This is a genomic window from Streptomyces sp. NPDC038213 (assembly GCF_055600495.1).
The window spans coordinates 32315-58689 of record NZ_JBVJYM010000039.1 but is presented as its reverse complement, the minus strand read 5'-3'; the positions used below and the strand labels follow the sequence as shown (position 1 = coordinate 58689).

The 26375-nt window shown below is 70.2% G+C and carries 15 protein-coding genes and 1 pseudogene; 2 read left to right on the top strand and 14 right to left on the bottom strand.

The features are described 5' to 3' along the window. Nucleotides 1-36 precede the first annotated feature (36 nt). The 4 genes from ACZ7JZ_RS32925 to ACZ7JZ_RS32910 are packed head-to-tail and all read right to left on the bottom strand — an operon-like array spanning nucleotide 37 to nucleotide 5778. Nucleotides 37-384 carry a hypothetical protein gene (locus ACZ7JZ_RS32925; RefSeq protein WP_470945995.1) on the bottom strand — a complete coding sequence of 116 codons (348 nt, stop codon included), beginning with the start codon at nucleotides 382-384 and terminating at the stop codon, nucleotides 37-39. Continuing rightward, nucleotides 381-2522: an integrase gene (locus tag ACZ7JZ_RS32920; RefSeq protein WP_470945992.1), complete on the bottom strand. Its 2142-nt coding sequence runs from the start codon at nucleotides 2520-2522 to the stop codon at nucleotides 381-383. Before ACZ7JZ_RS32920 ends, ACZ7JZ_RS32925 begins: the two co-directional genes overlap by 4 nt. After that, nucleotides 2519-4252: a hypothetical protein gene (locus ACZ7JZ_RS32915; RefSeq protein WP_470945989.1), complete on the bottom strand. Its 1734-nt coding sequence runs from the start codon at nucleotides 4250-4252 to the stop codon at nucleotides 2519-2521. Before ACZ7JZ_RS32915 ends, ACZ7JZ_RS32920 begins: the two co-directional genes overlap by 4 nt. Next, entirely contained in the window at nucleotides 4249-5778 is a 1530-nt protein-coding gene (locus ACZ7JZ_RS32910; RefSeq protein ID WP_470945987.1) for an integrase, read from the bottom strand. Before ACZ7JZ_RS32910 ends, ACZ7JZ_RS32915 begins: the two co-directional genes overlap by 4 nt. A gap of 51 nt (nucleotides 5779-5829) precedes the next feature. Here ACZ7JZ_RS32910 and ACZ7JZ_RS32905 point away from each other — a divergent pair, with 51 nt between their 5' ends. After that, entirely contained in the window at nucleotides 5830-6207 is a 378-nt protein-coding gene (locus ACZ7JZ_RS32905) for a hypothetical protein (protein ID WP_470945984.1), read from the top strand. Nucleotides 6208-6509: 302 nt separating this feature from the next. Here the strand turns inward: ACZ7JZ_RS32905 and ACZ7JZ_RS32900 are convergent, their stop codons facing one another. Further along, nucleotides 6510-8579: a Shedu anti-phage system protein SduA domain-containing protein gene (locus tag ACZ7JZ_RS32900; protein ID WP_470945981.1), complete on the bottom strand. Its 2070-nt coding sequence runs from the start codon at nucleotides 8577-8579 to the stop codon at nucleotides 6510-6512. Between the two features lie 380 nt (nucleotides 8580-8959). On the opposite strand from ACZ7JZ_RS32900, the gene ACZ7JZ_RS32895 reads away from it, so the two are divergent. After that, nucleotides 8960-9133, top strand: a complete 174-nt coding sequence (locus ACZ7JZ_RS32895; protein ID WP_470945980.1) for a hypothetical protein — start codon at nucleotides 8960-8962, stop codon at nucleotides 9131-9133. 9 nt (nucleotides 9134-9142) lie between these two features. On the opposite strand, the gene ACZ7JZ_RS32890 is transcribed toward ACZ7JZ_RS32895, so the two are convergent. The 9 genes and pseudogenes from ACZ7JZ_RS32890 to ACZ7JZ_RS32850 all read right to left on the bottom strand — a co-directional run bounded on the left by ACZ7JZ_RS32890 (nucleotide 9143) and on the right by ACZ7JZ_RS32850 (nucleotide 26327). After that, nucleotides 9143-10993, bottom strand: a complete 1851-nt coding sequence (locus tag ACZ7JZ_RS32890) for a hypothetical protein (RefSeq protein WP_470945977.1) — start codon at nucleotides 10991-10993, stop codon at nucleotides 9143-9145. A gap of 836 nt (nucleotides 10994-11829) precedes the next feature. Continuing rightward, nucleotides 11830-11976, bottom strand: a pseudogene (locus ACZ7JZ_RS32885) (IS256 family transposase); the annotation flags it as partial. Nucleotides 11977-12213: 237 nt separating this feature from the next. Beyond that, nucleotides 12214-13044 carry an SDR family oxidoreductase gene (locus tag ACZ7JZ_RS32880; protein ID WP_470945975.1) on the bottom strand — a complete coding sequence of 277 codons (831 nt, stop codon included), beginning with the start codon at nucleotides 13042-13044 and terminating at the stop codon, nucleotides 12214-12216. Beyond that, complete coding sequence (locus ACZ7JZ_RS32875; protein WP_470945972.1) at nucleotides 13041-13769, bottom strand: thioesterase II family protein; 729 nt, start codon at nucleotides 13767-13769, stop codon at nucleotides 13041-13043. The genes ACZ7JZ_RS32880 and ACZ7JZ_RS32875 overlap by 4 nt, the downstream gene beginning before the upstream one ends. Before the next feature lie 34 nt (nucleotides 13770-13803). After that, nucleotides 13804-14946: a cytochrome P450 gene (locus tag ACZ7JZ_RS32870; protein ID WP_470945970.1), complete on the bottom strand. Its 1143-nt coding sequence runs from the start codon at nucleotides 14944-14946 to the stop codon at nucleotides 13804-13806. Further along, nucleotides 14943-16220 carry an MFS transporter gene (locus ACZ7JZ_RS32865; protein ID WP_470945968.1) on the bottom strand — a complete coding sequence of 426 codons (1278 nt, stop codon included), beginning with the start codon at nucleotides 16218-16220 and terminating at the stop codon, nucleotides 14943-14945. The genes ACZ7JZ_RS32870 and ACZ7JZ_RS32865 overlap by 4 nt, the downstream gene beginning before the upstream one ends. A gap of 17 nt (nucleotides 16221-16237) precedes the next feature. Then, nucleotides 16238-17275: an amino acid--tRNA ligase-related protein gene (locus ACZ7JZ_RS32860; protein WP_470945967.1), complete on the bottom strand. Its 1038-nt coding sequence runs from the start codon at nucleotides 17273-17275 to the stop codon at nucleotides 16238-16240. 2 nt (nucleotides 17276-17277) lie between these two features. Continuing rightward, entirely contained in the window at nucleotides 17278-18678 is a 1401-nt protein-coding gene (locus tag ACZ7JZ_RS32855; RefSeq protein ID WP_470945966.1) for an FAD-binding oxidoreductase, read from the bottom strand. A 5-nt stretch (nucleotides 18679-18683) separates the two neighbouring features. Beyond that, nucleotides 18684-26327 carry an amino acid adenylation domain-containing protein gene (locus tag ACZ7JZ_RS32850; RefSeq protein WP_470945964.1) on the bottom strand — a complete coding sequence of 2548 codons (7644 nt, stop codon included), beginning with the start codon at nucleotides 26325-26327 and terminating at the stop codon, nucleotides 18684-18686. Nucleotides 26328-26375: the final 48 nt, after the last annotated feature.

The following is a 26375-nucleotide window of genomic DNA, read 5'->3' as shown; positions in this document are numbered from 1 at the left end:
GCGGCTTCTTCTTCCCCATGCTCTCCATGATGGACATCATCCTTCCGGGGCCCAAGCCCCTGATCTCCGATGTCCGTCAAAGCGGATCAAGCCCAGTTCTTCGATCTCGGCCCTCTGGCTCGCGACGGTCTTCTTGAGCTTGGCGACGGTTTCCCGCAGCCGCTTCTCGGGCTCCGGGACCTGGGCCGTCTCGGTGCCAACACGTTCGTAGAACTCGTTCTTCAGGTCCGCGTGCCGCTTCATGAGGGCCATGCGGTGGACGCCGGCCTCGGCGGCGAGGGCGACGACGGTGAGGCTGCCGTTGGAGTTGGTGGCCTGTCCGGCCAGGAGGCGGTCTATGGCCTCGCGGATGCGGGTGCGCTCGTCGGGGTGCTGGTCGGTCATATGAGGGCCTTGGCAGGTTGGGCGGTGGTGTCGTGGGCGTCGGCGGTTGCCCGGAGTCGGTCGGCGTTGGCCCGGAGCCGTTTGCCGAGCGGGCCCGGTGTTGCGGCGGCCAGCTGGTCGATCTCATCAGCCCGTGTCCGCAGTTGGCAGGCGTGGGTGTCGGTGCGGACGGTGTTGCCGCAGCCGGGCCGGCAGGCGTACTGCCGCGGGGCCGTCGCCCCGGGTTCGGGTTCGCAGAGCGCGTTGTCGTGCTTGAACGCGCAGATCAGATGCGCGTCGGGATTGTCGTAGAGCACGACACCGTCCCGGGCGAGGAAGGCGGCGGCCTTCCTCGCGAACTTCGCGGGGACGATGCGGCCCTCGAACCTCGGAGTCGTCGCTGCCGCGGCGACGGCCCGGCGGGCGGCGGGGCCGGAGATCTTCTCCCCCGAGGCCATGCGATCACTGAGCTGGGCGGCAGTGTCCGCGGCTGCGAGGGCCGTCTCGACGTCGAGGACGGAGTGGATGCCGCTGCGGCTGCGGGAGCCGTAGCCGCTGGAGGTCCGGGCGTCCAGGACGGTTCGCATGTGCCCGTACTGGATCGCGAGCGCGACCAGCCCGCCCGGGCGGCGAGCGATGTGCCAGGCCAGGGTTCTGCGGAACCGTGACATGCCGATCGCTCCGTGCGGGTCCTCGGGAACGGTCTGACGGGACAGCCCCAGGGACGTGGCCTCGCGATTCACCCAGACGACGAATCTCTCGATCCGGTCGTTCAGCGAACCGCCCTTCAACGCTCCGTGGTGCCCGCCTGGGGAGGCGAAAGCGTGGTGACGGGCGCTGAGGAGGAGTTCCCCGTCAGGAACCATGCGTTCCAAGACACGGATGGCATGGACGACCGGAGTGATGGCCACCCAGGGAACTTCGCGGTCCTCGCCTGCGGAGATGTGGTTGCCGTCTTCGTCGGTGACGTTCTTGTAGTGCTTGCTGCGGATCAGGTGCCGCCCGGCGGCGCCATCGGTCGTGGGCTGGGGTTCAGGACAGCAGCCTGATCGCAGACCCTGCACTTCCTGCGGACGCATACCGGTCAAATACAGGCAGAGGATCACTGCGGCTGTGCCGAGATGCCTCATCAGCTCGGCGGCCTCTTCGAAGTCGATGTGCTCGCGCCAGGGCTTCCCCCCAATCTGGCCGCGGATCGGCACGCGCAAGGGAGACGTGCCCGGACGGTCGGCGAGCAGGCCATAGAGCTGGTGCTTGGTGGCGAACCGGTTGACCTGGCTGGTGCTCGCGCCCGTGAGAGCGGCTATGTAGGTGCGGGCCAGTGTGCTCCGGCCTTTTTGGCGGATGGAGGGCAGCGGGGTGCCCAAGCGAACCCGGGGCAGCAGGAACTCTTCGAGGGCAACCTGGCTCTCGGCGGTCGCCTGGTTGGCGGCGGCTGCAGCGAACAGCCGGCATCGTTCGGACCAGGCCGCCAGGATGTCGTCGGCGAAGTCGTCGACGAAACGGATCGCCCAGACCAGCAGAGGGCCGAGAACCTGCGGGTCCAGCGGCTCGGTGCTGTTCTCGCCGCCGTCCGAGCCGCCGACCGGGGGAAGGAAGTCGTCGACTCCCTCGATGTCCCACGGAGGCCGGACGGCGCCGGTGGGCTGGGCGCTGAGCTGATCGAACGCCCACAGATCCGTCAACATGGAGCAGATCTTCTCCGCATGACCGCGGCCAACATCGCTGCAGCGTTCGGCAATGTAGGCCCGCCACACATCATCGGTGCAGCCGGCCAGGCGGGTGATGCGGCGTTCGTGCAGCCAGCGGGCCAGCCGTATCCACTCGCCGTGGGTGTCCCGAAGGTCATGGGCGGATGTGCGGGCCCTGGCTCCGGCTCCTCGGGCCTTGAGATGGGTGGGCCGGAGCCGTCCGTTGATCATCGTCCAGGTGACGAGCTTCAGCTCGTCGAGCAGCGGAGCCGGACACCGCTTCCAGTGCATTTTGACGAGGTAGGTGCTGGGGTTGTCGATCAGTGGTGCCAGAGGCCAGACGGTATCTCCGTAGCGGGAGTTGGGGTGGGTATTGCCGGGGCTGATCCACTGGGGCAGCACTACCGGGGTCTGCGGGGTGGGAAGGGGCAGAACGTAGGGGTCGTACTCGACAGCGGGGCTGGTCACGGGCCGAGATCTTCTTTCAGTAGAAGCCGGACAACGGTGCGGTCGGCCTCGCTGACACGGGCCAAGGACGCCTTCCAGGCGACCGGACCGATCTTCTTGTGCAGGTCTTCCAGCCGCGTCAGATGAACGCTCCATCGCTCACGGAACGTGGCCTCCTCCAGGACGGACCGCAGACTCACGATCTGCTGGTGCAGGTGGGCGAGCCGGGGATGATGGCCGGGATGTACGTATGCGTTGGCGCAGGCCAGGCAGAGCAGGAAGTCCGCTCTGCAGCCGCCTTCGGGAGCCGGCCAGGGGCTGGCTTCCTCGTCTTCGCAGTCCACTGTCGCCGTCTGCTGATGTTGTGGATTCGGCTCGTTCGCCATCGTTCCGCCGAAGACGACGGCCCGGGCCTGGTCCAGGGCCTCGAGGGCGCCGTCGGCGAACACATCGCGCGAAGCGCGCTGAACCCTTTTGTCGGGCAGCACGTAGACACTCTCGTGCGTGTCTTGGGTGTGCTGCAGGGGGCGTCTCTGGTTCGTCACGGTCGTCCGGCGAGCTCGCTGGAAGGGCGACCCGCCGAGCCCGCTGCTGGCGGCCCACCACCTGCTCATCCCGAGGGAGACGCCGAAGGACAGGGGCCAGTGTACGGCCGGCCGGTCCAGGTTCGTGTGCTCGTCCTCACGCCGGCGGACGCGAGCAACCATCAGCAGATCGACGCCCGGCTGCAGCCGGTGGCCCAGTGCCCGTGCATGAGCCGTGGCCTCCAGGGCCTGGGTAATCAGCCTCCCGGGCGAGTCGGCTCCGGAATCGGTGACGTTCTCGGTGGAGAACCACCGTCCGCTGCCTGCTCTGCGCTTCTCGACCTGGACCTGATAGGTCAACGAGGTGATCTCCCCGGCTGACGGCGCGAGCGTCGGCACCGGCATGCGGTCGTACTGCGACAGGTTCCACCCGAACCGGTCCGTCAGCAGCACGGCCAGGGCCGTGAGCTCACCGCGGGACAAGAACAGCCGCCCCCACGTCCGCTCGGCCCCCTTGCCGCCCAGCAGACGGCCGCTTCTCACGGCGCGTTCTCCGCTCGGGTGCACAGTGTGGGGGACATCGCCGGTGCGGGCGAGGTGATCAAGAATCTTCCCGATCTTCCATCCACGGCTTCCCTCGGCAAGATCGTTGGCTCGCCAGCTGTCCAGCAGCCGTGTGTTCTCGCTGATCCGCAGCCAGGCCGACCGGAACTGCCGTTGAGCAGTCAGCACCACCCGCTCCCACGCGGCATCCTCAAACGACTGTTTGCTCGGCTTCAGGGCCGGGATCCGGCGGGCCAACTCCTCCGCCGCGACCCCCGTCGCCAACCGCACGTCTTGTCGCAGCACCGTGCGAACCGCGGACTGCTTGTTCGTGCCGGCGCTGGTGCCGCTGTTCACCTCCCGCCAGCTCAGCATCATGGCCGGGGTCAGACCGTCCAGGTCCTCGGGCGGGCTGTCCAGTTCCGAGAGGAAGTCCGCGAACAACTTCAGGCTCGACCAGTAAGTCTGAGCTGACCGGTGGCTTGTCCAGTTTCTGGACTGGCTGGCGAACGCGCCGGCCAGGGACCGCTGCATCGGACCGGCCACAGGAAGTTCAGCGAAGTCGTACTCCTTCTTGAACCCGGCCTTGTTGATGACCGTCACCACCAGCCCCTGCGGGCCCAGCGGCGGCTCGACGTGGTGGTCGGGCGGTGGCGGGACGGCCTTGCGGCCACGCCCGCTCACGACGCCACCCCAACGATCGTGTCGATGTCCTGGATGCCGACCGTCTCCCGGGCCAGCCGGGCGAACACGCCGTCCATGTCCTCGATGTCCTGGCCCTCGTCGGCGCTCTCCGCGGCAGCGAGGATCGACTCCAGTTGCAGGTGGGACACGGGCGCGAGGTAGTGCCGCTTGGTCGTCTCCACGTCCGAGTGCCCCAGCAGCGTCTTTACCAGCCACCACGGATCACCGAAGAGCTGGGCGAAGTCCCGCCGATCCTTCCGGGTCAGCCCGTAACGCTTCTCGAACAGCTCGTTGAGCAGGATCAACATGTAGAGCGCGAACGAGTGCCGGCCGGAGTGCGGCGTCGCGTACGGACTCTTCCCCCGCACCTCAGCAAGCCGGAACCTGCGGTGGACCGCCCTGTCCTCCTCGGTGAGCAGGGCCTGCTCGCAGCGCAGATTCGCCGCCCTGAACACACCGTTCCACCGGTCCGGGGCCATCGGCAGACCCTGCTCGGTCAGCCACAACCACGCCGGCTCCGGCCCGTCGGGCCCTTCGATGAACAGCCACAGCCGGTCCCGCCAGCCCAGTCGGCTCAGCTCCTGAGCGCCGGCGACACCGTTCTGGTCCACCCACTCGACCTTCGGCCTCAAACCGCGGGTCACTCCCGTGATCAGCCGTATCACCGGCAGCCGCTCATAAAGGCCCCGCTCCTGGGCCCGCTGAACGGCCCACGCCCGCTCCGACTCCACATAAGCCTCGACCTGGCCGACCGAATCCACCGACGCGTAGTAGGTCCGGCTGTTCTTCGACCTGGTCGACGCACTCGCCAGCTGGCCATGCACATAGCGGCCGCGGCGAAGACGCTGGGTCGGCAGCTCCAGCGTCAGCAATGAGCCGCACTCCTGCCGACGGAGCCCAGAACTCAGCACCAGCTGCACGAAGCTGGTGTTCCGCAGCTCCGTGCGCGATTCCCACCCCAGCTCGGTGACGCCGGCACGGGTATGGCCGCGCAGTCCGATGTTCAACCACAGATCCCAGGTCCGCGGCGTCAGCCACGACACCCGCGCACTCACCGAGTCCGGCGCCCTGTCCTCGCGCCGGGAGACGTCCACCGGCAGTGGGTAGACCTTGCCCCACTTGAACAGCTTCGTGAACGCGGCCGCCTCACGGTCCCACTTCGACCCACCGATCCGGCCCGGATTCTCCGGCGCATCACACCGCCAGTGCCGGTAGTCCGCCAGATCCTGCCGCGTTGCTTCCCGCCACGACAGCCCACGCGAGGACAGGAAATTCAGTAACGGCCGGTAATCCGTTCCGTAATTCCGCTTCGTCTCCCGCTCCAGATTCCGGAAGACCTCGGACCGTACGAAATCCAGGAAGTCCGGGTCCACCTTGCCGTCCGGCCGTAAGTACACCGGATCACCCGGCCTCAGGCCCATGCGGGCCACCGCTTCTGGCAGGTCCGGCACCCCAAGGACACCCTCCGCTGGCAGCGTTCCCCATCGGTCTGGATCCGGCACCCACTCCACGTGCCACTCGCTCAACTAGACCCCTCCTGATGCGCTTGAACACACCAGATCATCAGGGAAGCGGTGGTGGGCGCCGTCACCGGGACCCTGGCCCGTCCCCAGGTCCTGGTCTTGGGCTGCCCGGATGCCGCCGGGGTGCTGCACGTGGTGGGGCGTACGGTGCCGTTGCGGCCGGAGCAGTCCCGGCAGGCCGGGGAACACCTCGTGGCTGCGGCCGGTGGGCATCCGTGGGAGGGGGTGCGGTTCACGGCATCGTGGCGCAGCCGCGCCGTCCTCGACCTGCTGCTCGTAGACCCCGTTCTGGTTGCGGAGGTGAGTGCGGACCGGGCGGTGGACCGCGGCGGGGTCTACCGCCATCCGCTGAGCTTCAAGCGTCTGCGCCTGGACGTGGCGGCGGGGGAGGTGCCGCTGTTCAACGGGGGGTCTGCGGCCGCGGCTGGCTGACCGTGGTGGCTGGGGAGGCCGGGGAGGCGGGCCGTACGCGAGGGGGGCGGGGGAGGCCCCTTGCGCGGCCCGCCGCCTGACGTTTCGGGGCATGGTCGTCAGGGGCCGGGTCTGTCCAGTAAATGGCCGTACAGACCCCCGTCGAAAGCCGCATAGTGCAGCGCCGCCCGCCCCAACCGATCCCGATCCGTCATGCCGCCGTCCTGACCCGCGACCTTGACCAAACAGATAGGTGCACCCCCCGTACTTGTAACACTCCGTCACCGGGGCATGTCGGCGAGCTGGCCTGGCAGAGATCTGTCTCAGTGATCTCCGACGATGAAGCAGGCCCTCTCGTAGAGTTCGTCGAACGTGATGACCTCGACGTCCTGGATGGACGTCCGGTACAGCTCGAAGGAGCTCAGCTTTTCCGGGTTCACGTCGCCGTTCTGGATGAACTCGCGCAGGCTCCCGATCACTACGACCTGTCGCGGGCGCGTGGTGGACAGCTCGATGCCTGTAGGGGTGCCGTCTTCCTCGTAGATCCGGGTGAGGAACTTGCTGGAGATGAGCTGCTGGGCCCTGCTGGCTGTCTTCTGCACCTGCGCCACGCCGCCGCCGAGTTCCTTGGATGCCTGGAAGACGCCCGAGCGGTAGGGGGTCCGGGCGAGCAGTTCGGTGTCGTGTCTCTTGATCTCGCAGAAGAGCATGCTGCTTATCAGGCCTCTGGACCGCATGATGGCGTCGATGCGCTTACCGGCTCCGCCGAAGAGGTTGGCGCCGGTGGTGATCTGTTCCAGTTTGCCGTCGTTGATGGATTCGCAGGCGATGAGGTTGAGGCCGTAGCCGAATATCCACTGATTCGCCTCGAAGAAGGCCTGCCAGACCGCTTCCACCCCACGTGTCGTTGCCAGACTTTCCTCCTGCCGGAAATATTCCGGATCGTTCAGCAGTCGCTCGAACCTCTGGAGCTGTTCCTTGCGGTTGCTGATCAGCCGGATGTCCTCCTCCGTGAGACCTCCGCCGATGGCTGTCCTGACCGCGCCGAGAACCGTGGTCCGGTCCTGGCCGGTCAGCAGCTGGGCCAATTGGGTCTCGTCGCCGGCCACGAGCTGGAAGGAACTGCCGGGTGTGCTCAGGCTGGTGCAGCCCTGAAGAAAGTTGATGACTTTCCAGAAGTTCTCGTGGGCGTCCCCGGTGTCGACGAGTGCTTTGACGGCCCGGGTGGTCCCGGTCTCAGGCACTGTCTGCGTGGCGGCGACTTCCCCAGCCTTCTTCTTGTCCTTCTTCCAGAGCTTGATCCTTGGCGTGAAGGTGTCGCCCTTCTTGATGATGGTGACGTTGCACAGGGTCGCTACCTGCGGTCGTTCGTCGAGAACGAAGTCCGTGATCATCCGGGATGCGCGGATGTCGTAGAGGTAATGGAACCCTCTGCTGTCCTGCGTGCCGCGGATCTCCAGGTCGGTGAAGTCCCTGTGGCTGACGTCGAACTCGGTGGTGGAGAACGGGAGCCGGAAGCCTCGAACGATGGGGGTCGCGGGTGCTGCGGCCTGGGTCCGCCAGTCCGGTGGGATGCTGGGCAGCGGGCGGGTGTCGCCCTCGATAACGAGGTCCTGGACGTCGACGCGCCCGAGCTGGATGAGCACGGACTGCAGCGTCTGCCAGACCGACTCCTTCACCTCCGGGGTGCAGGTGGGCAGAAGCTCGCGTTCAACCGTCAGGACCGCCTCGTAGGTGGAATCCGTCCAATTGTCACCAGGTATGGGGTGGAAGCTGCCACCATCACGACGGAGGGTCAGTACCGCGGTGCGAAGCAGGTCGCGTGCGGTCTCCTCGCCAGCGCAGTCCAGGAGGCTGAAGGCCTGGCCGAGGACCAGGTCGAGCTTGCCCGTGTCCTCGTCCTCAAGCGGCAGCGAGACCAAAGGGCCACTGGGTGGAACTCGTACCGGCTCGTACAGGGGGCGGCCCGAGAAGAACTCGTGCGCACGCAGACCCCATCCGTCCGGTGCCAGAAGCAGGTTCAGTTCCTCGACGTGTCTTGTGGCCTCCTCGACATCAGTCGCCACCTCAGGGTGGACCACCCGCGCCAGAAACCTGAGCAGTACCTCGTCCGGCCCGTCGGAGAGCTCCAAGCGGGAGTCCTCGAAGATCCAGTCGTCAGGCAGGTCATCGTTGTTGAACCGGTGCTGGCGGATATCGGAACGGACAGTTGGAAGCTGACTGTCCCCGACTTGAGCTCGGTCCAGGTCGTAGAGGCCCTCTAGGAACGTGACCTCGTCCATTTTCCCCCACCAGGGGCGCGATATCCCGCCCAGGTACGTGAAGATGTCACGTCGTGTGACTGCGGTGATGCTCGGCGGCTCGTTCGCGCTGGCGGGAACTGTGGAGGTCATGTGTCCAGGATGGACGGTTAGGCAGCAGGGCGCCGGATAATTGCGGCTTTCACCCAGGCGATCACGATGCCACCCCGGGCGTGGGGCCTGGGGTACATGTCCGGCGAGTCCAGGACGCCGGGAAGCGCCGCCCGGCCGCCGGGCAGTCCGCCGGCCGGCCCCGGTCCGGGCAGGACTGGATCGGCAACGCGGCAACGCGCCGCGACGCCCGAGAAGGACGGGTTGCTGGAGCTCGGTGACCCGGGTGCTGCTCACCCGCGAGCGGATGCGCGCGTACGGCCTCCTGGTGATGGAGGGTAAGCGCGGCGACCCGTGGTGGCCGGCCTTCACCCGCCTCTACGGAGGTCGACTTCGAGCGCCCGGGCCAGTGGGAGGTGGAGGTGCTGGAGCCGGACGAGCTCAAGCGCCTTGTCATCGAGGCCGTCGCCCTGTACGTCGACCGCGATGTCCTCTCGCAGGAGAACGCCCGCGAGGAACAGCAGCGCGTTGTCCTGGAGAGGGGTCGCCGGTCGGTGGGGTGCGCCGAACAGGGGGCCGTCCTAGGCGGGCCCTGATTCGGGCTTCTACGCCGTGGTGGTTTCGCGGGGAGGCAGGCCCGGGATCACGCCGTCGACCAGGTTGGTGCGGATTTCGCGGACGGCTGGTCCCGGGGTTCCCCTGAGTTCGGTGCAGGCGATGATGACCTGTCCTCCGCTGCCCGAGGGATCTTCGAAGGCGGCGAGGTCGGTGAGGCCGGCGAGGAGAGCATTGCCGGTCCGCTGGTCCTCCGGGCTTTCGCCGAGGCCGGTGAAAGGGCCGTCCACCATCAGGAACTGGGGCACCGGCATCGCCGGTACTTCCCGGGCGGCGTCGCGCAGGGCCAGCAGGACACTGACGTTCGTGCGGGTCATTCCGTGGCCGGCGACGACCCGCGCATCGAAGGTGCCGCCGTTGATGGTGACGGAGAAGTCCTCCGCGCTGATGGAGACCGTGTTGATCTCCGGGTCGCAGGCCTGCATCCGGCGCAGCGCATGATGCGACCACCGGTCGGTTCCCTGCTTCACCATCAGGTCGGTGTCCTGCCGGGCGGCGGCATACGCGGACTCGGCGACCGCCTTGTCCTTCTCCAGCCGGGGGAGCCGTTCTCGTAGTTCCGCCAGTTCCGCGACCTCGCGCAGGTGCTCGGCGTTCTGCTCCAGCCGTGCGGCGAGCTCACGCACCGCCGCCTCGGCCTCCACCACGATCCGCTGCTGCGGCGCGATCTCGTCTTGAGCGAAGGCCCGTGCGGCAGCCGCCGCCTCCACCACGGCCCGGTCGGCGTCGCCGACCCGGCCGCGGGCGTCTTGTGCCGCCTGAGCCGCACGGCGAGCCGCGTCGCGCGCCTGCTCGGCGGCCTGCTGCGCGCGGTCCATCCTCTGCTGGAACTGGTCGGCGCGCTGCTGGCGTTCGGGGTCGAAGCGCCGGCACGTGGGGCAGTCGTCTTTCGACAGCCCTGTCAGATCGAGCGCCCGCACGCAGGTGGGGCAGAGGCTGGGGTCGGTAGCGGCCTCCCGCAGCCCGGCCAGACGCCCCTGCGCCTCGGCCGCCGCCGCTTCCAGCAGCCGCGCCGTACGCTCCCGGTCGTCGGCGGCCTCACGAGCGGCCCGCCGAGCCTCCTCTGCCGCGGACGTCTTCGCCTGGAGCTCGGCGAGCCGGGCGTTGAGACGGCTGAGCTCGGCCCCGGCCTTCTGCGCCACCCGCGCCTGCTCCTTGTGCTGCGCGGCCCACTGCGCGCCGCGGCGCTGGAGGTCCTCGACGGACGGCAGGTCACGCTCCTCGCGATCGCGCAGGATCCGCGCCACGCGGTTCTTCGCCTTGCGCCAGTCCTTCTTCCGAGTGTCGGCTTCCTGGCGCAGTTCGTCGACCGCCTGGTCATCGGCTCCCAGCAGCACGCGCCCCACCGCGATCCGCTGCTCCCTGCTCTGCCGGCCTAGGTAGTCGCTCGGCAGATCGCGCTGGCGTGCGTAGAGCCACGGCACCAGCAGGTCCAGCGTCACCCGCGTACGCCCCGCGCCCAGCCGGGGAATGCCGAGGAGGTCCTGGAAGACATCAGCGGCCGACCTGCGGGAATCGCTGCGCTTAACCGGGTGACGCTCCTCGGCGTTCAGCGCGCCGCGGGTGAAGGACACGTCTTCCCTCCGGGCGGTGGTGCTGCGCGTGATCTGCCACCGCTCCCCGTTGATCCGGGCGACGAACCCGACGCGACCGCACATCGCCGCGGCATCCATCAGCTTCGCGTTCTCCACCGCCAGCGCCCACCACACAGCTGCTTCCAACGCCGTGCTCTTGCCTGACCGGGTCACTCCCGTCAGCGCGGGCAGAGGGGCATCGAGTCTGACCTCGCCCAGCACGCCGCCGACCTCGAACAGCATGCACTCGATATTGAGTGTGATCACCCGGTGCCTCCCGCAGCCTCGACAGCGCTTCAGCGCTCGTAGCGGGTAACGACACGCAGCCGCCCCAGTGACGTGCCGCCCCAGACCGGCGCCGACTCTGCGAAGATCCGGTAGCCGTCTACGTTCCGAAACGCGACTAGGACGGTCTGCTGCGCTCCTCAGCCTCACGCGAGATCTTGTTGACAAGGTCCCAGAATGGACCCCCCTGACCAGCACCAGCGCCCGGTCGGGGAACAGCACCCACACCGAAGAGCTGACCGATGCGAGTCTCCCAGCAACCCCGGCACTGGCAGTCCCCCGCACTGTGAGTCGGGCAGACCCGGTCAGCCGTCTCGACGACCAGCGCGGCCAATGCCTCCGCACGCTCCTTCCAGCGTGCCGCGCCGGAATGAGCCTCCGACGCCTCCCGTTCTGCCCGCCGCCGCGCGCCGATCATCGCCCAGTCAGGACCGCCTCCGCCGTAGTAGCCCACCACTCGCTCCCGCTCGTCCCGACACCCTTTCATCCGAGGACAACGCCCTCACCAGCAACAAGACACGTCACATCACCCAGGAGGCTCCGAAACCTGGGACGTGGGGTGTCGCCTGCACCGCCGGCGCCCGGCCGCACCTGATCCGCGCGGACCGGGCTCTGCTGAGCCCCCGGGCCGCCCCGCGGGGCGGCCTCCCCGTTGTGCTGGATGCCGACATCTTCGGCGGGCACTGGCTCGCCGACCGGATGGAAACGCTTGAGGTAGTCCCATCGCGACCGCTGCGGGCCCCGATGGTGTCGCCCCGGCCACACGCCCACAGGGAACCTGAACGCCGTAGCGCCTTCCGCTCCGATGGATCTGTACCCATCGCCGTGTAGCGTTCGCCCAGCTCAGATGCGGCGAAGGCATCAAGGGCCCGTTCTGCGGCCTGCTCGGTCGGGGCCGTGTAGATGGTCTTCAGAGTCGGCGCAGGCTTGGGGTTGTCCCGCACTGAGGGGAGCCGGAGCGCTGCCGTCCACGTGGCCGCGCCGTCGCCCTCGGCGCCGGCCTGCAGGCCCAGAACATCGGTTCGTCGCGGGGGCCGGCCCGCCGTACCGGGCCCGGTCCCGCCCGGGTTCCTTGAAGGGACATGCAACGAGCCGGACGCCGAAGCGAAGGACGAGCGTGTAGCCCGTGATCAGGAGGGCGAGGCCCAGGCGGACCTCTCCGGAGACAGCGCGGGGCCGGCCGCATCACGGCCCGCGCGCAGTCAGTAGGCGGTGTAGCCCCCGTCTACCGTCACGACGCTGCCGGTGACGCGGCGGGATTCGTCCGCGGCCAGCCACAGGGCGGCCGAGGCGATGTCCTCCGGCTCCATCAGGGCGTTCATGGGCTGGGAGCGGACGAAGATCTCTTCGTGTTCGGCGACCGGGACGTCGAGGGAGCGTGCGATCTCGGTCAGCATGCGCCCTTCGGCCTGGTCGTCGTCGCGGACCGAGCCCGGGCACACGGCATTGACCCGTACCTTGTAGGGGGCGTAGTCGAGAGCAGCCGCCTTGGTCAGGCCCACCAGGCCGTGCTTGGCGGCGACGTATCCGGCGAAATGGCGGTAGCCGACCAGGCCGGCGGTGGAGGCGATGTTGATGATGCTGCCCGACTTCTGACGGACCATGTGGCCGCCGACGGCCCGGATCAGCCGCCACGCGCCCGACAGGTCTACGTCCAGCATCAGCTGCCACTCCGGCTCGTCGATCTCGTGGACGGGCCGGCCCGACGGCGCGGCGATGCCGGCGTTGTTGACCAGCACATCGAGCCGTCCGAACCGGTCGAGCGCGGTCCGGACGGCGGCCTCGACCTCGGTGGTGTGCCGGACGTCGGCCTCGGTCACCAGTACGGCCGCTCCGGCCTCCCGGCACAGCGCCGCCGTGTGCTCCAGTTGGCTGGCCGAGCCGAGGGGGTAGGGAACGCCGGACAGGTCGGACGCCACGTCGAGGAGGACGAGGTCGGCGCCCTCCCGTGCGAAGGCGCAGGCGGTGGCCCGGCCGAGGCCGCGTGCCGCGCCGGTGATCAGGGCGGTCCTGCCGACCAGTCGGCCGGTCATCGCGCCGCCACCGGACCTTCCCGGAGGGCCTCGGTGACGATGCGAAGAAGGTCCTCCGCGCTGTCGGTGAGGTACATGTGGCCGCCGGGGAGTTCGGCACACTCGAATCCGCCGGTCGTGGCGTCCGCCCACTGGGCGGTCTCCTGCGAGCTGACGAGGTCGTCGTCGGCGCCGCGCAGGGCCGTGATGGGTGCGCTCAGCGGTCCGGGGTACGAGGGGCGGTAGTTCTCGTGCATCTCCACGTCCGCGCGGAGCAGCGGGACCAGCAGTTCGAGCATCTCCTCGTCCTGCATGGCCTGGTGGGTGTATCCGGCGAAGCCCCGTACCCGGGTCAGGAACTCCTCGTCGCCCAGGCCGGTGGCACGGCGGGCCCGGGGCTTCCACGGGCCCGCCGATCCGCTGACCACCAGTCGCTCGACGGGCAGCCCGCCCAGGTCACCGATGCGGTGCGCCAGTTCGTACGCGAGGACCGCGCCGAGGCTGTGTCCGAAGACGGCGACGCCCTCGGCGCCGTCCAGCTGGGGCTCAAGCCAGGCCCAGGCTTCGTCCATGGCCGCGGAGGCGTCCGTGTGGAACTCGTCCAGGAACCGTTCCTCGCGGCCGGGCAGCTGGACGGCGGCAATCCGCAGGCCGTCCGGGGTGAGGGGCTGCCACTTGCGGAAGAAGGAGGCTCCGGCTCCGGCGAACGGGAGACAGACCAGGACGGTGGGCTCGATGGATTGCATGGGTACCTCTGCTCGGGGTTCGGGGGGAAGTCGGCTACCGGCGGGCGCCGTCGAGGTCGAGCACCAGGCGCTCGAAGCCGCGGAAGGTCCGGTTCTTCCGCCAGGTGACGTCCTGTACGGTCGCGTCGGGGAACCGCCTGGCGAACCCGGTAAGCAGCTGGGCCACCGTGAGGCGGGCGAGCGGGGCTCCGACGCAGTAGTGCATGCCGAAGCCGAACGCGACGTGGTCGGAACGGTCCGTGCCCTGGGGGTGCGCGGTGGGGGCGGTCGGCAGCTGCGGGGTGTCGAAGAGGTCCCGGCCGGTGAGGGACACCAGTACAAGGTCTCCCTCCGGGATGGTTTCGCTGCCCAGTTCGGTGGTTGAGGTGGCGATGCGGGCGACATGGCCGAGCGGCGCGTAGACCTCCAGGGCTCGCTCGACGACGTCCTTCGCCGCTTCGTCGGTGTCCGCGGCGGCGATGCGGGGGGCCAGGCCGTTGCCCAGCATGTGCCAGAGGGCGAAGCCGATCAGTCCGACGGTGGTCTCCAGGCCGCCGAACATGACCATGGAGGAGGTGGCCAGGCGGTCCCATTCGCTGCCGCTGGCGCGGCTCCAGATGCTGTCCTCGTCGGGGGCGTTCTTGATGAACTCTCCCATCTCGCGGAGCGCTTCCTGGGCGTCGACGGCGCAGTCCCGGCGGTAGGAGGTGCCGAGGAAGTCAGTGAGTGCCTTGGCCCAGCGGTGCAGGCTGAGGTGGTCGCCGCCCGGCAGGCCGAGCAGCAGGCCGATGGTGCGGGCCGAGATCCGGTCCGCCAGCTCGGGGACGGCGTCGCGGCTCGCGGACGCGGCGTAGGCATCCAGCTCCTCTTCGATGATGACCTCGATGGTCTCCTCCAGCTTGCGGATGCGGCGCGGCGAGAACAGGGGCTGCACGGCCCGGCGGGCGGTGGTGTGCCCGCTGCCGTCGAGCAGGACGAACCAGCGGCGCATCGTCTCGATGAGGTGCGAGCACTCCTCGTGCATGTCGGCCGGGAGGTAGCTGAGGTTGGCCGCTTCGAGGGTCTCGGAGGAGAGGCGGGGGTCTTCCAGGGCGGCCTGGGCCGCCTGCCGACCCCATACAACCCAACAGCCGAGTTCGTCGTAGTAGCGGACCGTGGAGCCGGTGGTGGATGCGGTGGTGGTGCCGTCGGCGGTCACGTTCTGTCCTTCTCTGGGTTGTCGGCGGACCGGGGGCTGGTGGGGAGGTCGCGCTGGCGCCGCATCGGGCCGAAGGCCAGGACGATCCAGCAGGGCGCCAGGAGTCCGGTCATGATCCACATGGCGCTGCGCGGCCCGAGTGCATCGCCGAGGAATCCGCCGAGGAGCGAGCCGAGGGGGATGGTGCTGTGGTTGAGCACCATGGTGGTGGCCACGACGCGTCCCAGCAGGCGGGGCGGGCAGTACGTCTGGCGGAAGCTGCCGAGGACGACGTTGCAGGCGGTGATGCCGACACCGATCACGAACGCCCCGGCCGCGTAGAAGGCCAGGCCCGCCCCCTCGGAGGCCAGGGGCATCAGCAGCGCGAAGGGGCTGGTGAGGAGCTGCATCAGCAGCATGCCGCGGCCGGTGCCGAAGCGGCGTCCCACCGCTTCGGCGAGTACGGCCCCGACGATACCGCCGATGCTCCCCGAGGTCAGCAGCAGCCCGACGGTGGCGGAGTTGACGCCCACCGTACGCACCAGGAACACGACATGGACCGCCTGGTAGCCCATCAAAGCCAGGTTGACGAGTGCCCCATAGATGACCATGGGCCGCAGGTAGTGGTCGCGGAGGACGAACCGCAGCCCCTCGCGGATCCTGGTCCGCAGGCTCTCTTCCGGGGCGTCGGGCGCCGGGGGCTCTTCCTTCGCCCGGATCGAGGTGAGGCAGAGCGTGGAGACGAGGAAGGTGAGGGCGTCGAGGAGCAGTCCGGCGACCGCTCCGATGAACTGGGTGATCAGGCCGGCGAGGCCGGGGCCCGCCACATTGGTCGCCGACTCGCTCGCCTGGAGCTTGGAGTTGCCTTCGAGTAGATCCCCTTCCGCCAGGACGGTGGGCAGGTATGCGTGGTTAGCGGTGTTAAAGAAGACCGCGCTGGTGCCCAGCGCCACCGCGACGACCAGCAGATGTGTGAAGGTGAGGGCGTCCAGCCAGGCTGCGAGCGGGACGCTGGTGCAGAGCGCGGCGGACACCGTATTGCAGACGATCATCACGGGGCGTCGGCGCATGCGGTCCACCCAGGCGCCGGCCGGCAGACCGATCAGCAGCCAGGGCAACCAGACGGCGGCCGCCAGGACGCCCACCGCCGTGGCACCCGTGTCTAGCACCGTGACCGCGATCAGCGGCAGGGTCACGAAAGTCACGCTGTTTCCGAGGGTCCTGGCGGTCTCGCCGGTCCACAGCAGCCGGTAGTCCCGTATTCGCAGCACCGAGCCACGCAATGTCGTGTTCATGAGAGTATCCTGCGCCCTTACGGACGGATCACCGCGGCCGGGAAGGCGGGGGTCTCGTTGATCCGGTCGATCAGGGGGATGTCGCGGATGTCGCCGTGTCCGAGCGCCCACATCAGGAAGCGCTCCACGCCCATGCCGAACCCGGCGGTGCGCATGGGGAACTCCTCGCGCATGCGGACGTACCAGGCGTACTCCTGCTCGTTGACGTCGTGCATGACCATGGACTTCCGCAGGAGCTCCACGTCCGCGTGGCGTTCTCCGCCGCCCACGATCTCGCCTAGGCCGAAAAACAGGTCGGCGTTGCGCGCGGTCCGTCCGTTCTCGTCTCCGAAAACCTGGTAGAACGGGACCGCCAGGGAGTCGAAGTGGTGCACCCACACGAATTCGCTGACCCGATCCATCAGCAGCCGCTCGCCCTTGCGGGTGAGGCTCCGCCAGTTGCCGGCGTCGTGGACGCAGCCGTCGGTGTCGCCGACAATCCGTACGGCCTCCGCGAAGGAGAGCTGCTCGAACGGGGCGCCGTGGTCGGCCATGCGCTCCAGGTGGGAGATGTCGCCGCGGGCGGTGGCCAGACGGTCTCCGTGCTGGTCCAGGATCGCGGCGGCCAGGGCCTTCACATAGCCGTCGACGTAGTCGATCATCTCCTCAAGGCCGCCGGGTATCTCGGCCTCGCTGTGCGTGTATTGGTTCAGGTGGGTCTCGTCGGGGGTCTCGCCCCGGTACGAGGGCTGGATGTCCCAGCAGCCGCCGGGGGCGAGCCGGCAGCCGTACTCGAGCGCGAACTGCATGGAGTCCGGAAGGTAGGTCTCGACGCCGAGGACGGAGACGGGGACGGGCTCGGAGTCGCTGCCGAGCGCGGTCGGGCAGGTGACGGTCCGGGTGGTCAGCGGGAAGGGGAGGTTGCGCAGGCCCCGGCCGTTCGCGTAGTCGGCGGTAGCCGTGCGCACGGTGTGGAACAGGTCCGCGACCAGGGCGTACCAGGGTGAGCGCAGGGCGTGTACGAAGGCGTCCGGCTCGTTGATGCCGTGGGTGGACGGCGGTTGCAGGATCGGCATGTTCAGGACTCCTTGCTGCGGTTTTGCTGTTCGTCCGCCGTGGGCGGGATGTTCTGGTTGCGGTGCAGGACGTTGCCGGGGTCGTAGGTGTTCTTCACCTTGGCGAGGCGGGCGTGGCGGGCTGCGCCGTACACCTCGCGCACCCGCCCGTCGTGCTCGTCCTGGAGGTAGTTGACGTACGCACCGCCGGTACTGAGGGGGGCGAGCCGCTCGAGGGAGCGGCGCGGCCAGGCGGTGTTCTCGGCGTCCTGTCCGGGGTCGGTCCACTGTGAGGAGACTGTGCAGATGTAGCGGGCTTCCCGGCTGGGGAAGGCGGAGTCGTCGTCGGGGACGTCGGTGATGGCCCCGCGGAGGTACTCGAAGTCGACGGAGGACAGCCGGGAGGGCATATCGCGCGCGATCGCCGTGAACTCCTCGGCCTCCTCGGGTGAGAGCTCGTCGAGGTAGCACGACTTGGTGAAGTACCGGTTGCCGTGTGGTTCGCCGTGGTCGCCGAGGGCCTGGAGCTCCGCGTAGGACAGCAGACGGGTGAGTTCGGCCGCGGGCCTGACGTCCGCGAAGAGGGGGGCGGTGCGGGAGGGCCCCTCGGCGGGGTCGCCGAACCAGGCCACGGCGAGGACCAGGGCGCGTTCGCCCCGGAGCTCGGCGGGGATCCATTCCTGGTCGCCGGCGAACTTCAGGCATCCGACGGCGTGCAGGTCGGGCCCCTGCCGCTCGGCGTACGTGCGGTAGGCGGCCAGCGCGGCCGGGGCCTGGTCCAGTGGGTAGACACCGACGTGGTGATGTACGGGTCCGACCTGCCTCAGCCGGAGCGTAAACCGCGTGACGATGCCGAAGTTGCCGCCGCCGCCGCGGAGGGCCCACAGCAGCTCGGGGTGGTTGTCCTCGTCGGTCTCGATGACCGTGCCGTCGGCCAGAACCACCTCGGCGGCAAGGATGTGGTCGCAGGTCAGCCCCCACTTGCGGGCGAGCCAGCCGTATCCTCCGCCGAGGGCCAGTCCGCCCAGCCCGGTGTGCGAGACGACGCCGGCCGGACAGGCCAGCCCGTGCGGGGTGGTGGCGGCGTCCACGTCGCGGAGCAGTGCGCCGCCCCCGGCCCGCGCGGTCCCGGCGACGGGGTCCACGTCCACGTCCGACAGCGGGGCGAGGTCGATCAGCAGGGCACCGTCGGCGAGCGCCGTCCCGGCCACGTTGTGGCCTCCGCCCCGGACTGTAACGTCGAGGCCCGCGGCGGCGGCGTGCCTCAGGGCCAGTGAGACCTCGCCCGCGTCGCGGCAGCGGGCGATGAGAGCCGGACGCCGGTCGTGCATGCCGTTCCAGATGCGGCGGGCCTCGTCGTAGCCGGGGTCCTCGGGGAACAGCCAGTGGCCCGGCAGGGAGGCGGGAGGATTCGCTGTGTGCATGGGTGTCACTTGGCTCCTTGCGTGTCCGCCGCGGCACCCCTGGGTGCGGGGGCAACGGCCTTGAGAATGTCGGTGAGGGTTCGCGCGATCACCGCGCGGGGCTGCTCCGCCATGGCCTCCTCGTGGGCACAGGCCAGCGCAACGGTGTTCAGTTCGCGCACGTACGGCAGCCATGCCTCGGGCACGGGCCCGTCGGCGTTGCGGCCCTCGGTGGCGGTGAAGAACACGGCCGGCCCGTCGAAGGTCTCGGGGTGCCAGGCGGAGGCCAGCCTGCTGCTGTTGACGCCGACGTCGACCATCCGGTCGAACTGGTCCCGGTCCATCGGCAGGCGCCGCGCGGCGTCGGCCCGGAGTGCGGTGAGCCATTCGCCGAAGTCGGCGCTCTGTCCCGCCGGGTCCAGGGGTTCCCCGGCCAGCGTTGCGAGCAGGGCGTACTCGTCCCACTGTGCCGGGTCCGCGTAGTCCGGGCAGGGCCAGGTCTCGCCCGGGTAGGAGTCGATGAGCGCGAGCAGTTCGACCTCGTCTCCGTCCGTGCGGAACCGGGCGGCCAGGGCCTGGGCGATGTTGCCGCCCAGCGACCAGCCGAGGAGCCGGTACGGGCCTTCCGTCTGGACGGTGCGGATCTGCTGGGCGATCCGGTCGATGACGGTGGCGAAGTCCTCTGGCACGGCGGCGCCGGGCGCCAGGCCGGGGGCCTGGACGCCGTACACGGGCAGCCATGCGGGTAGTTCCCTGGCCAGTTGCGCGTAGCTCCAGGCCAGTCCGGTGGCGGGGTGGACGCAGAATAGGGGGCGGGTGCCGTCGCCCATGTCGGGGGCTCCGCCGGGTTCCGTCGCGGTGGCGGCCCGCAGGGGCAGCAGCACCTCGTAGTCGGACGCCTCTCCGCCCTGGGCGCCGAGGAGCCGTGCCGGGGTGGGGTGCCGGAACAGGTCGCTCACGGCGAGCCGGGTGCCGAGTTCCGCGCGGACCCGGGAGACGAGGCGCATGGCCAGCATGGAGTGGCCGCCGAGGGCGAAGAAGTCGTCGTCGACGCCGACCCCGGGCAGCCCCAGCACCTCGGCGAACAGCGCGCACAGGATCGCCTCGCGGGGGGTGCGGGGAGCGCCGTCGGCCGGGCCCGCCGTGTGCCGGGGGGCCGGCAGCGCGGCGCGGTCGAGCTTGCCGTTGACCGTTAGGGGCATCTCGTCGAGGACGACGAACGACGACGGCACCATGTACTCGGGCAGGGCCTGGGCGACATGGGCGCGCAGGGCCGCCGGATCGGCTTCGGCGGCGGGTCCGTCGGCCACGACGTAGGCCACCAGCCGCTTGTCACCGGGTAGGTCCTCGCGGACAAGCACGGCGGCCTGTCCCACCGCGGTGTGGGCCTCGATGACGGCCTGCACCTCGCCCGGCTCCACCCGGAAACCGCGAACCTTGGCTTGGTGGTCGACCCGGCCGAGAAATTCGAGTTCGCCGGCGGCGTTCCAGCGGGCCAGGTCACCGGTGCGGTACATGCGCGTGCCCGGTTCCCCGTACGGGTCCGCGACGAACCGCTCCGCGGTCAGCGCGGGCCGCCGCGCGTAGCCGCGGGCGAGGCCGGCGCCGGCCACATACAGCTCTCCGGGGACCCCGGTCGGCACGGTCCGCAGTCGCGCGTCCAGCACGTACGCCCGAGTGTTCCACAGCAGCCGGCCGATAGGGGCCCGGCCCCCGGAGGGCAGGGCTTCGGGCCGGATGACGGAGATGGACACGTCGTCCGAGCACTCGGCGGGGCCGTAGACGTTGGCGAGGGGGATGCCGGGGAACCGCTTGTACCAGCGGACGACCAGGTCCGGCGGCAGTTCTTCGCCGTGTACGAGCATCCAGCGCAGTCCGGCGCAGTGCTCGGCGGTGCGGTCGTCGGCGTCCCACAGGTCGAGGAGGGCCCGCAGGACCGCCGGGACGATCTGGATGACGGTGACCCCGTGTGCCGCGATCGCCTCGGTCATGGCCTGCGGGTCGCGGGCGGTGTCGTCGTCGAAGACATGTACCCGGCCGCCGGCGAGCAGCAGGGTGAGCGTCTGCCAGATGGAGACGTCGAAGGTCAGCGGGGCGTTGAAGGCGATGGTGTCGGTCTCGTCGAGTCCGTAGAGGTCGATGACCGCGCGCAGGTGGTTGGACAGGCCTCGGTGCGGAACCATGACGCCCTTGGGGCGGCCGGTGGAGCCCGAGGTGAAGACCGAGTAGGCGATGGCCTCCGGGTGGGGCACGGGGGTTGCCGGGCCGCCGCTGGCTGCGTCAGGGGTTTCTGCGGCGGGGCCGCCGACGGCCCCGGCCGGGACCGATCCGGGCAGCACCACGGTGACGGGGTCCCCCGTGCAGGCGGCAGCGATCTCCCGGGCCCGGTCCACGAGTGCGGGCGCGGCCAGCAGGTAGCGCACCTCGGCGTCCGACAGCATCTGGGCGGCCCGAGACACCGGCGTGCCCGGGTCCATCGGCATGTAGCCGCCTCCGGTTCCCAGTGCGCCGAGCACGGCGGTGACGAACCACGGGCTTCGCTCGGACAGGACCGCGGTGAGCTGGTCCGTTCCGGCGCCCTCGGCGGTCAGGGCCGCTGTCACCGCAGCGGCGGCGCGGGCCAGCCCCGCGTAGCTGGTGCTGCCGTGCGCGTCGGACACGGCGGGCGCGTCCGGGCGTCGGGCGGCCAGTTCCCGGATGCGGGCGGGAAGGTCGATCGGGATTTCGGCGACGGTGGGCCCGTTCCAGTCGGTGAGGAGGCGGTGCTGTTCCGCCGCGGACAGCAGTTCCAGTTCGCCGATCGGGCGGTCCGGGTCGGCGACCGCTGCCTCGAGGAGGCGGGTCAGCCGCTCGCCGAGGGCCACGACCGTGGCGTGATCGAAGAGTTCCGTCGCGTATTCGAGCACGGCGCGCAGTCCAGCCGGGCGGCCGGCTTCGTCGCGCCGGTCCTCGAAGTCCACCGACAGGTCGAACTTGGCGGTGTCGGTGCCGAGGGGCTGGAGACGCACGTCCGCGCCGGGCAGCCGGAGCCCGTCGCCGAGAAACCCGTCGTCGAGGGCCACCAGGACCTGGAACAGCGGGTGCCAGGCCAGGGAGCGCTCCGGGTTGAGTTCCTCGACAAGGCGGTCGAAGGCGACGTCCTGGTGAGCGTACGCGGCCAGATCGGCCTCCCGTACGCGCCGCAGGAGTTCCGCGAAGCCCGGGTTGCCGGAAGTGTCGGTGCGCAGCACGAGGGTGTTGACGAAGAAGCCGACCACGTCGTCGAGGCTTTCGTCGGCCCGGCCTGCGACGACGGTGCCGAGCGGGATGTCCTCGCCGGCACCGGAGCGGGTCAGGAGGGTGGCGACGGCTGCCTGGAGAACCATGAACAGGGTGGATCCGGTGGTCCGGGCCAGGTCCAGTACCCGCTGGTGGAGGCCTACGGGCAAGGTGAGTTCGACGGTGGCGCCGAGGTGTCCGGATTCGGCCGGGCGGGGGCGGTCCAGCGGCAGCTCGATCTGCTGGGGCAGCCCGTCCAGTGCGGTGCGCCAGTGGGCGAGCGAGCGTTCGTGGGCCTCGCGGCCCGGCCCCTCCTGAGTCTGCCGCTGCCACAGGGTGTAGTCCGCGTACTGGACGGGCAGCGGGGTGAAGGTGTGGGTACCGCCGCGGAGCCGGGCTTCGTAGGCCTTCGTGAGGTCGCGCAGCAGGGGGCGCATGGACAAGCCGTCACCGGCGATGTGGTGGAGCAGGACGAGCAGGACGTACTCGCCCGCGCCGTCGTGCCCGTCCGCGGGGGCAGCCTCGAACAGCCAGGCCCGCAGCGGGATCTCGGTGGTCACGTCGAAGCTGTACCGGGCTGCCCGGGCAGCCTCGTCGTCAAGTGCGGCGGCGGGGATGCGCCGGACGGTCAGTGACGGCTCGGCCTGGCTGATGGGCAGGATCAGCTGGTGGGGCTCGCCGTCGGGTGCGGGGAAGAGGGTACGCAGTGCCTCGTGGCGGGCGAGTACGTCGCCCAGTGCGGCCCGCAGGGTGGTCGGGTCGACGTGGCCGGTGAGCCGCAGCGCGAGCGGGATGTTGTAGGTGGGGGCGGGGCCCTCGACCTGCCCGAGGAACCACAGTCGTTGCTGCGCGTACGAGAGGGGGATGCGCTCGGGCCGGTCGACGGTGGCCGTCGCGGGGCCGGCCGGGGCGGTGGTGCCGTCGGCCGCGTCGAGTACCGGGACCAGTGCGGACACAGTGGGTGCCCGGAAGAGGTCGCCGATGTCGATGCGGACGCCGAGCGCCGCGCGGATGCGGGAGACGAGGCGCATGGCCAGCATGGAGTGGCCGCCGAGGGCGAAGAAGTCGTCGTCGACTCCGGCCCGGGGCAGCCCGAGCACCTCGGCGAACATGGCGCACAGGATCTCCTCGCGGGCTGTGCGGGGTGCGCCCGCGGGGCCGGCGGTGGTCTGCGGGGCGGGCAGGGCCCGGCGGTCTAGTTTGCCGTTGACGGTGAGCGGGAGGGAGTCCAGGACGATGACGGACGACGGGACCATGAAGTCCGGCAGGGTGCGCCGGGTGAGGTCGGTGAGGACGGTAGTGTCCACGCCGGTGTGGGGGTCGGCGGGGACGACGTAGGCGACGAGCCGCTGCTCTCCTGGGCGGTCCTCGCGGACTACGGCCGCCGCCTCGGCAACCGAGGCGTGCCCGGCCAGTGCGGCGCCCACCTCGCCGGGTTCGATGCGGAAGCCGCGGATCTTGACCTGGTCGTCGGCGCGCCCGGCGAATTCGAGTTCACCGGCGGTGCTCCAGCGGGCGAGGTCGCCGGTGCGGTACATGCGGCTGCCGGGCTCCCCGTAGGGGTCGGCGACGAACCGCTCGGCCGTGGCGGCGGGCATGCCGAGGTAGCCGCGGGCCAGTCCGGGCCCCGCCAGATACAGGTCGCCGGTCGCGCCGTGGGGTACGGGCCGCAGCCGGGAGTCCAGCACCATGGCGCGCATGCCGTCGAGGGGCCTGCCGATGGGCAGCGGCTCCGGCACGGGGCTGGTGGCGGGGGCGGCGAACCGGGTCGCGAAGGTGGTGGTCTCGGTGGGGCCGTAGGCGTTGACGACCCGCACGCAGGGGAAAGCTTCGCGGAGCCGGCGTACGGCGGACGCGGCGACGACCTCGCCGCCCGCCCAGATCTCCTTGAGCGACCCGAGGGCTTCGGGGGCGACCTCCGCCATCAGGTGGAACAGGCTGCTGGTCAGCCAGGCTGCCTCCACCCGCCCGCCGGTGATCACGGCCGCGAGGGATTCGGCGTCGAGGTCCCCGGAAGGCGCCAGGACGCAGCATCCGCCGTTGAGGAGCGGCACCCACAGCTCGTAGGTGGAGGCGTCGAAGGCTGGTGAGGAGTGGAGCAGGACCCGGCGGTGGGCGGCCCCGGTGAAGCTACTGTCCGCGGCGAGCGCGGTGATGCCCGCGTGGGTGGCCATGACGCCCTTCGGCGTGCCGGTGGAGCCGGAGGTGAACATGACGTAGGCGAGCCGGTCGGGGTGCCCGGCCACGGCGGGGAGGAGGTCCGTCACGGCGGGGAGCGGGCCGTCAGCCGGGTCGACGAGGATCCGGCGGAGGCCGGTGCCGAGGCCGTCGTCGTCGGCGTCGCTGTCGGTCAGCAGGACGCGGGCGCCGGTCGCGGCGAGGATCGAGGCGATCCGCGCCGGCGGGTAGCGGCGGTCGAGAGGTACGTAGGCCCCTCCGGCCTTGAGCACCGCCAGCTCGGCGACGACGAGCTCCACGGAGCGGTCCAGCAGGATCGCGACGGGGGTCTCGGCGGTGATCCCGTCGGGTCCGGCCTGCAGCCGGGCGGCGAGGGCGTCGGCGCGGGCGTCGAGTTCGCGGTAGGACACCTGGCGGTCCCCGCGGACCAGGGCGACCGCTTCGGGGGTCGCGGCGGCCTGCCGGGCGAACAGTTCCGGTACCGACGGGGCGGCCGGGGCGGCGGTGGCGCCGGTGGAACGGTCCGGCAGTGCGACCGGGGTTCCGGCGGGCAGCAAGTCGAGCTCGCTCAGGCGGACGCCCGAGCCGTCGGGCAGTTGCTCCAGCACCCTGAGCAGCGAGGTGACGAGCCGTTCCACGGTGGACCGGTCGAACAGGTCGGTCGCGTATTCGGCGAAGCCGGCCAGGCCCTGTGGTTCGCCTTCGGACGCCTCCAGTTCGCGGATGTTGAATCCGAGCTCGAACTTGGAGACGGAGGTGGGGACCTCGTGGATGCGGGCTCCGGGCAGGGCGGGCAGGTCGCCGGTGCCGACCGCGCTGCCGTTGAAGGCGAGGGACACCTGGAAGAGGGGGCTCCAGGCGAGGGAGCGCTCGGGGTTGAGTTCTTCGACGACCCGGTCGAAGAGGACGTCCTGGTGTGCGTAGGCCGCGAGGGCGCCGGCCCGGACCCGTTCGAGGAGCTCGGTGAACGTCGGGTCGCCGGAGGTGTTGGTGCGCAGCACCAGGGTGTTCACGAAGAAGCCGACCACGTCGTCGAGGCTCTCTTCGGCGCGGCCCGCGACAGGTGTGCCGATGGGAATGTCCTCACCGGCGCCGTACCGGGTCAGTACGGTGGCCAGGGCGGCCTGCAGCACCATGAAAAGGGTGCTGCCCGTCGCACGGGCCAGGCCGGTGAGCCGGGCGTGCAGGGCGGCGTCGATGGTGAAGTCGACGCCCGCGCCGCGGAAGGAGCGGGTGGCGGGGCGCGGCCGGTCGAAGGGCAGCGGCAGCTGTTCCGGGGCGCCGGCGAGGGTCTGCCTCCAGAACTCCAGCTGGGTGTCGGGCTTGCCGTCGGTGGCCGCGGCGGTGCCGTGCTGCCGGACGCTGTACTGAGCGTAGCGCACGGTGAGCGGGGTGAACCGGGGTTCGGTCGCGCTGAGCCTGGCCTGGTAGGCGTGGGCCAGGTCGCGCAGCAGGGGGCGCAGTGACCAGCCGTCGCCCGCGATGTGGTGCATAAGGATGAGCAACACGTGCTCGGTGGCCGGGTCCGCGTCGTCGCCGCGCGGGGTGGCTTCGCCACCCGTCTCGTGGACGGTGAACAGCCAGGCCCGCAGCGGGGCTTCGGTGGTGATGTCGAAGCTGACGCTGACCGCTGCCGCCGAGAGGGCCTGGTCCAAGCCGTCGCGGGGGACAGCGGCGGTGGTGAGGGACGGCTGGGCCTCGGCCGGGTCCAGGATTTTCTGGCAGGGGATCCCGTCGAATTCCGGGTAGACGGTGCGCAGCGGCTCGTGCCGGATCACCACGTCGGCGAGGGCGGCCTCAAGGGCGGCCGGGTCGACCGTGCCGCGCAGACGGACGCCGAGCGGCATGTTGTAGCGCGGGTTGAGGCCTTCGACCTGGGAGACGAGCCAGAGGCGTCGCTGGGCGGGCGACAGCGGGATCCGGTCGGGGACGTGGACGTCCGCCAGGGGTGCGAGAGCCGGAGCCGCCGGGGAGGGCTGTTCGGCCTGTTCCAGGGTTCGGGCCAGTCCGGCGACCGTTGGGCTCTCGAAAAGCTTGCGGATGTGGATGCGGGCACCGAAAACGGCCCGGATGCGGCTGATCAGGCGCATCGCCATGAGCGAGTCGCCGCCTGCCTCGAAGAAGTTGTCATCGACGCCGGTCCTCGGAGCCCCCAGGACCTCGGCGAACAGGCCGCACAGGATCTCTTCCCGCGGCGTGCGGGGCGCGGAGCCCGTGGAGGCTGAGGAAGACACAGGAATGCCCTTCGTCGCGAACGGTGTGGAATCGGTGGTGAGGTGGTG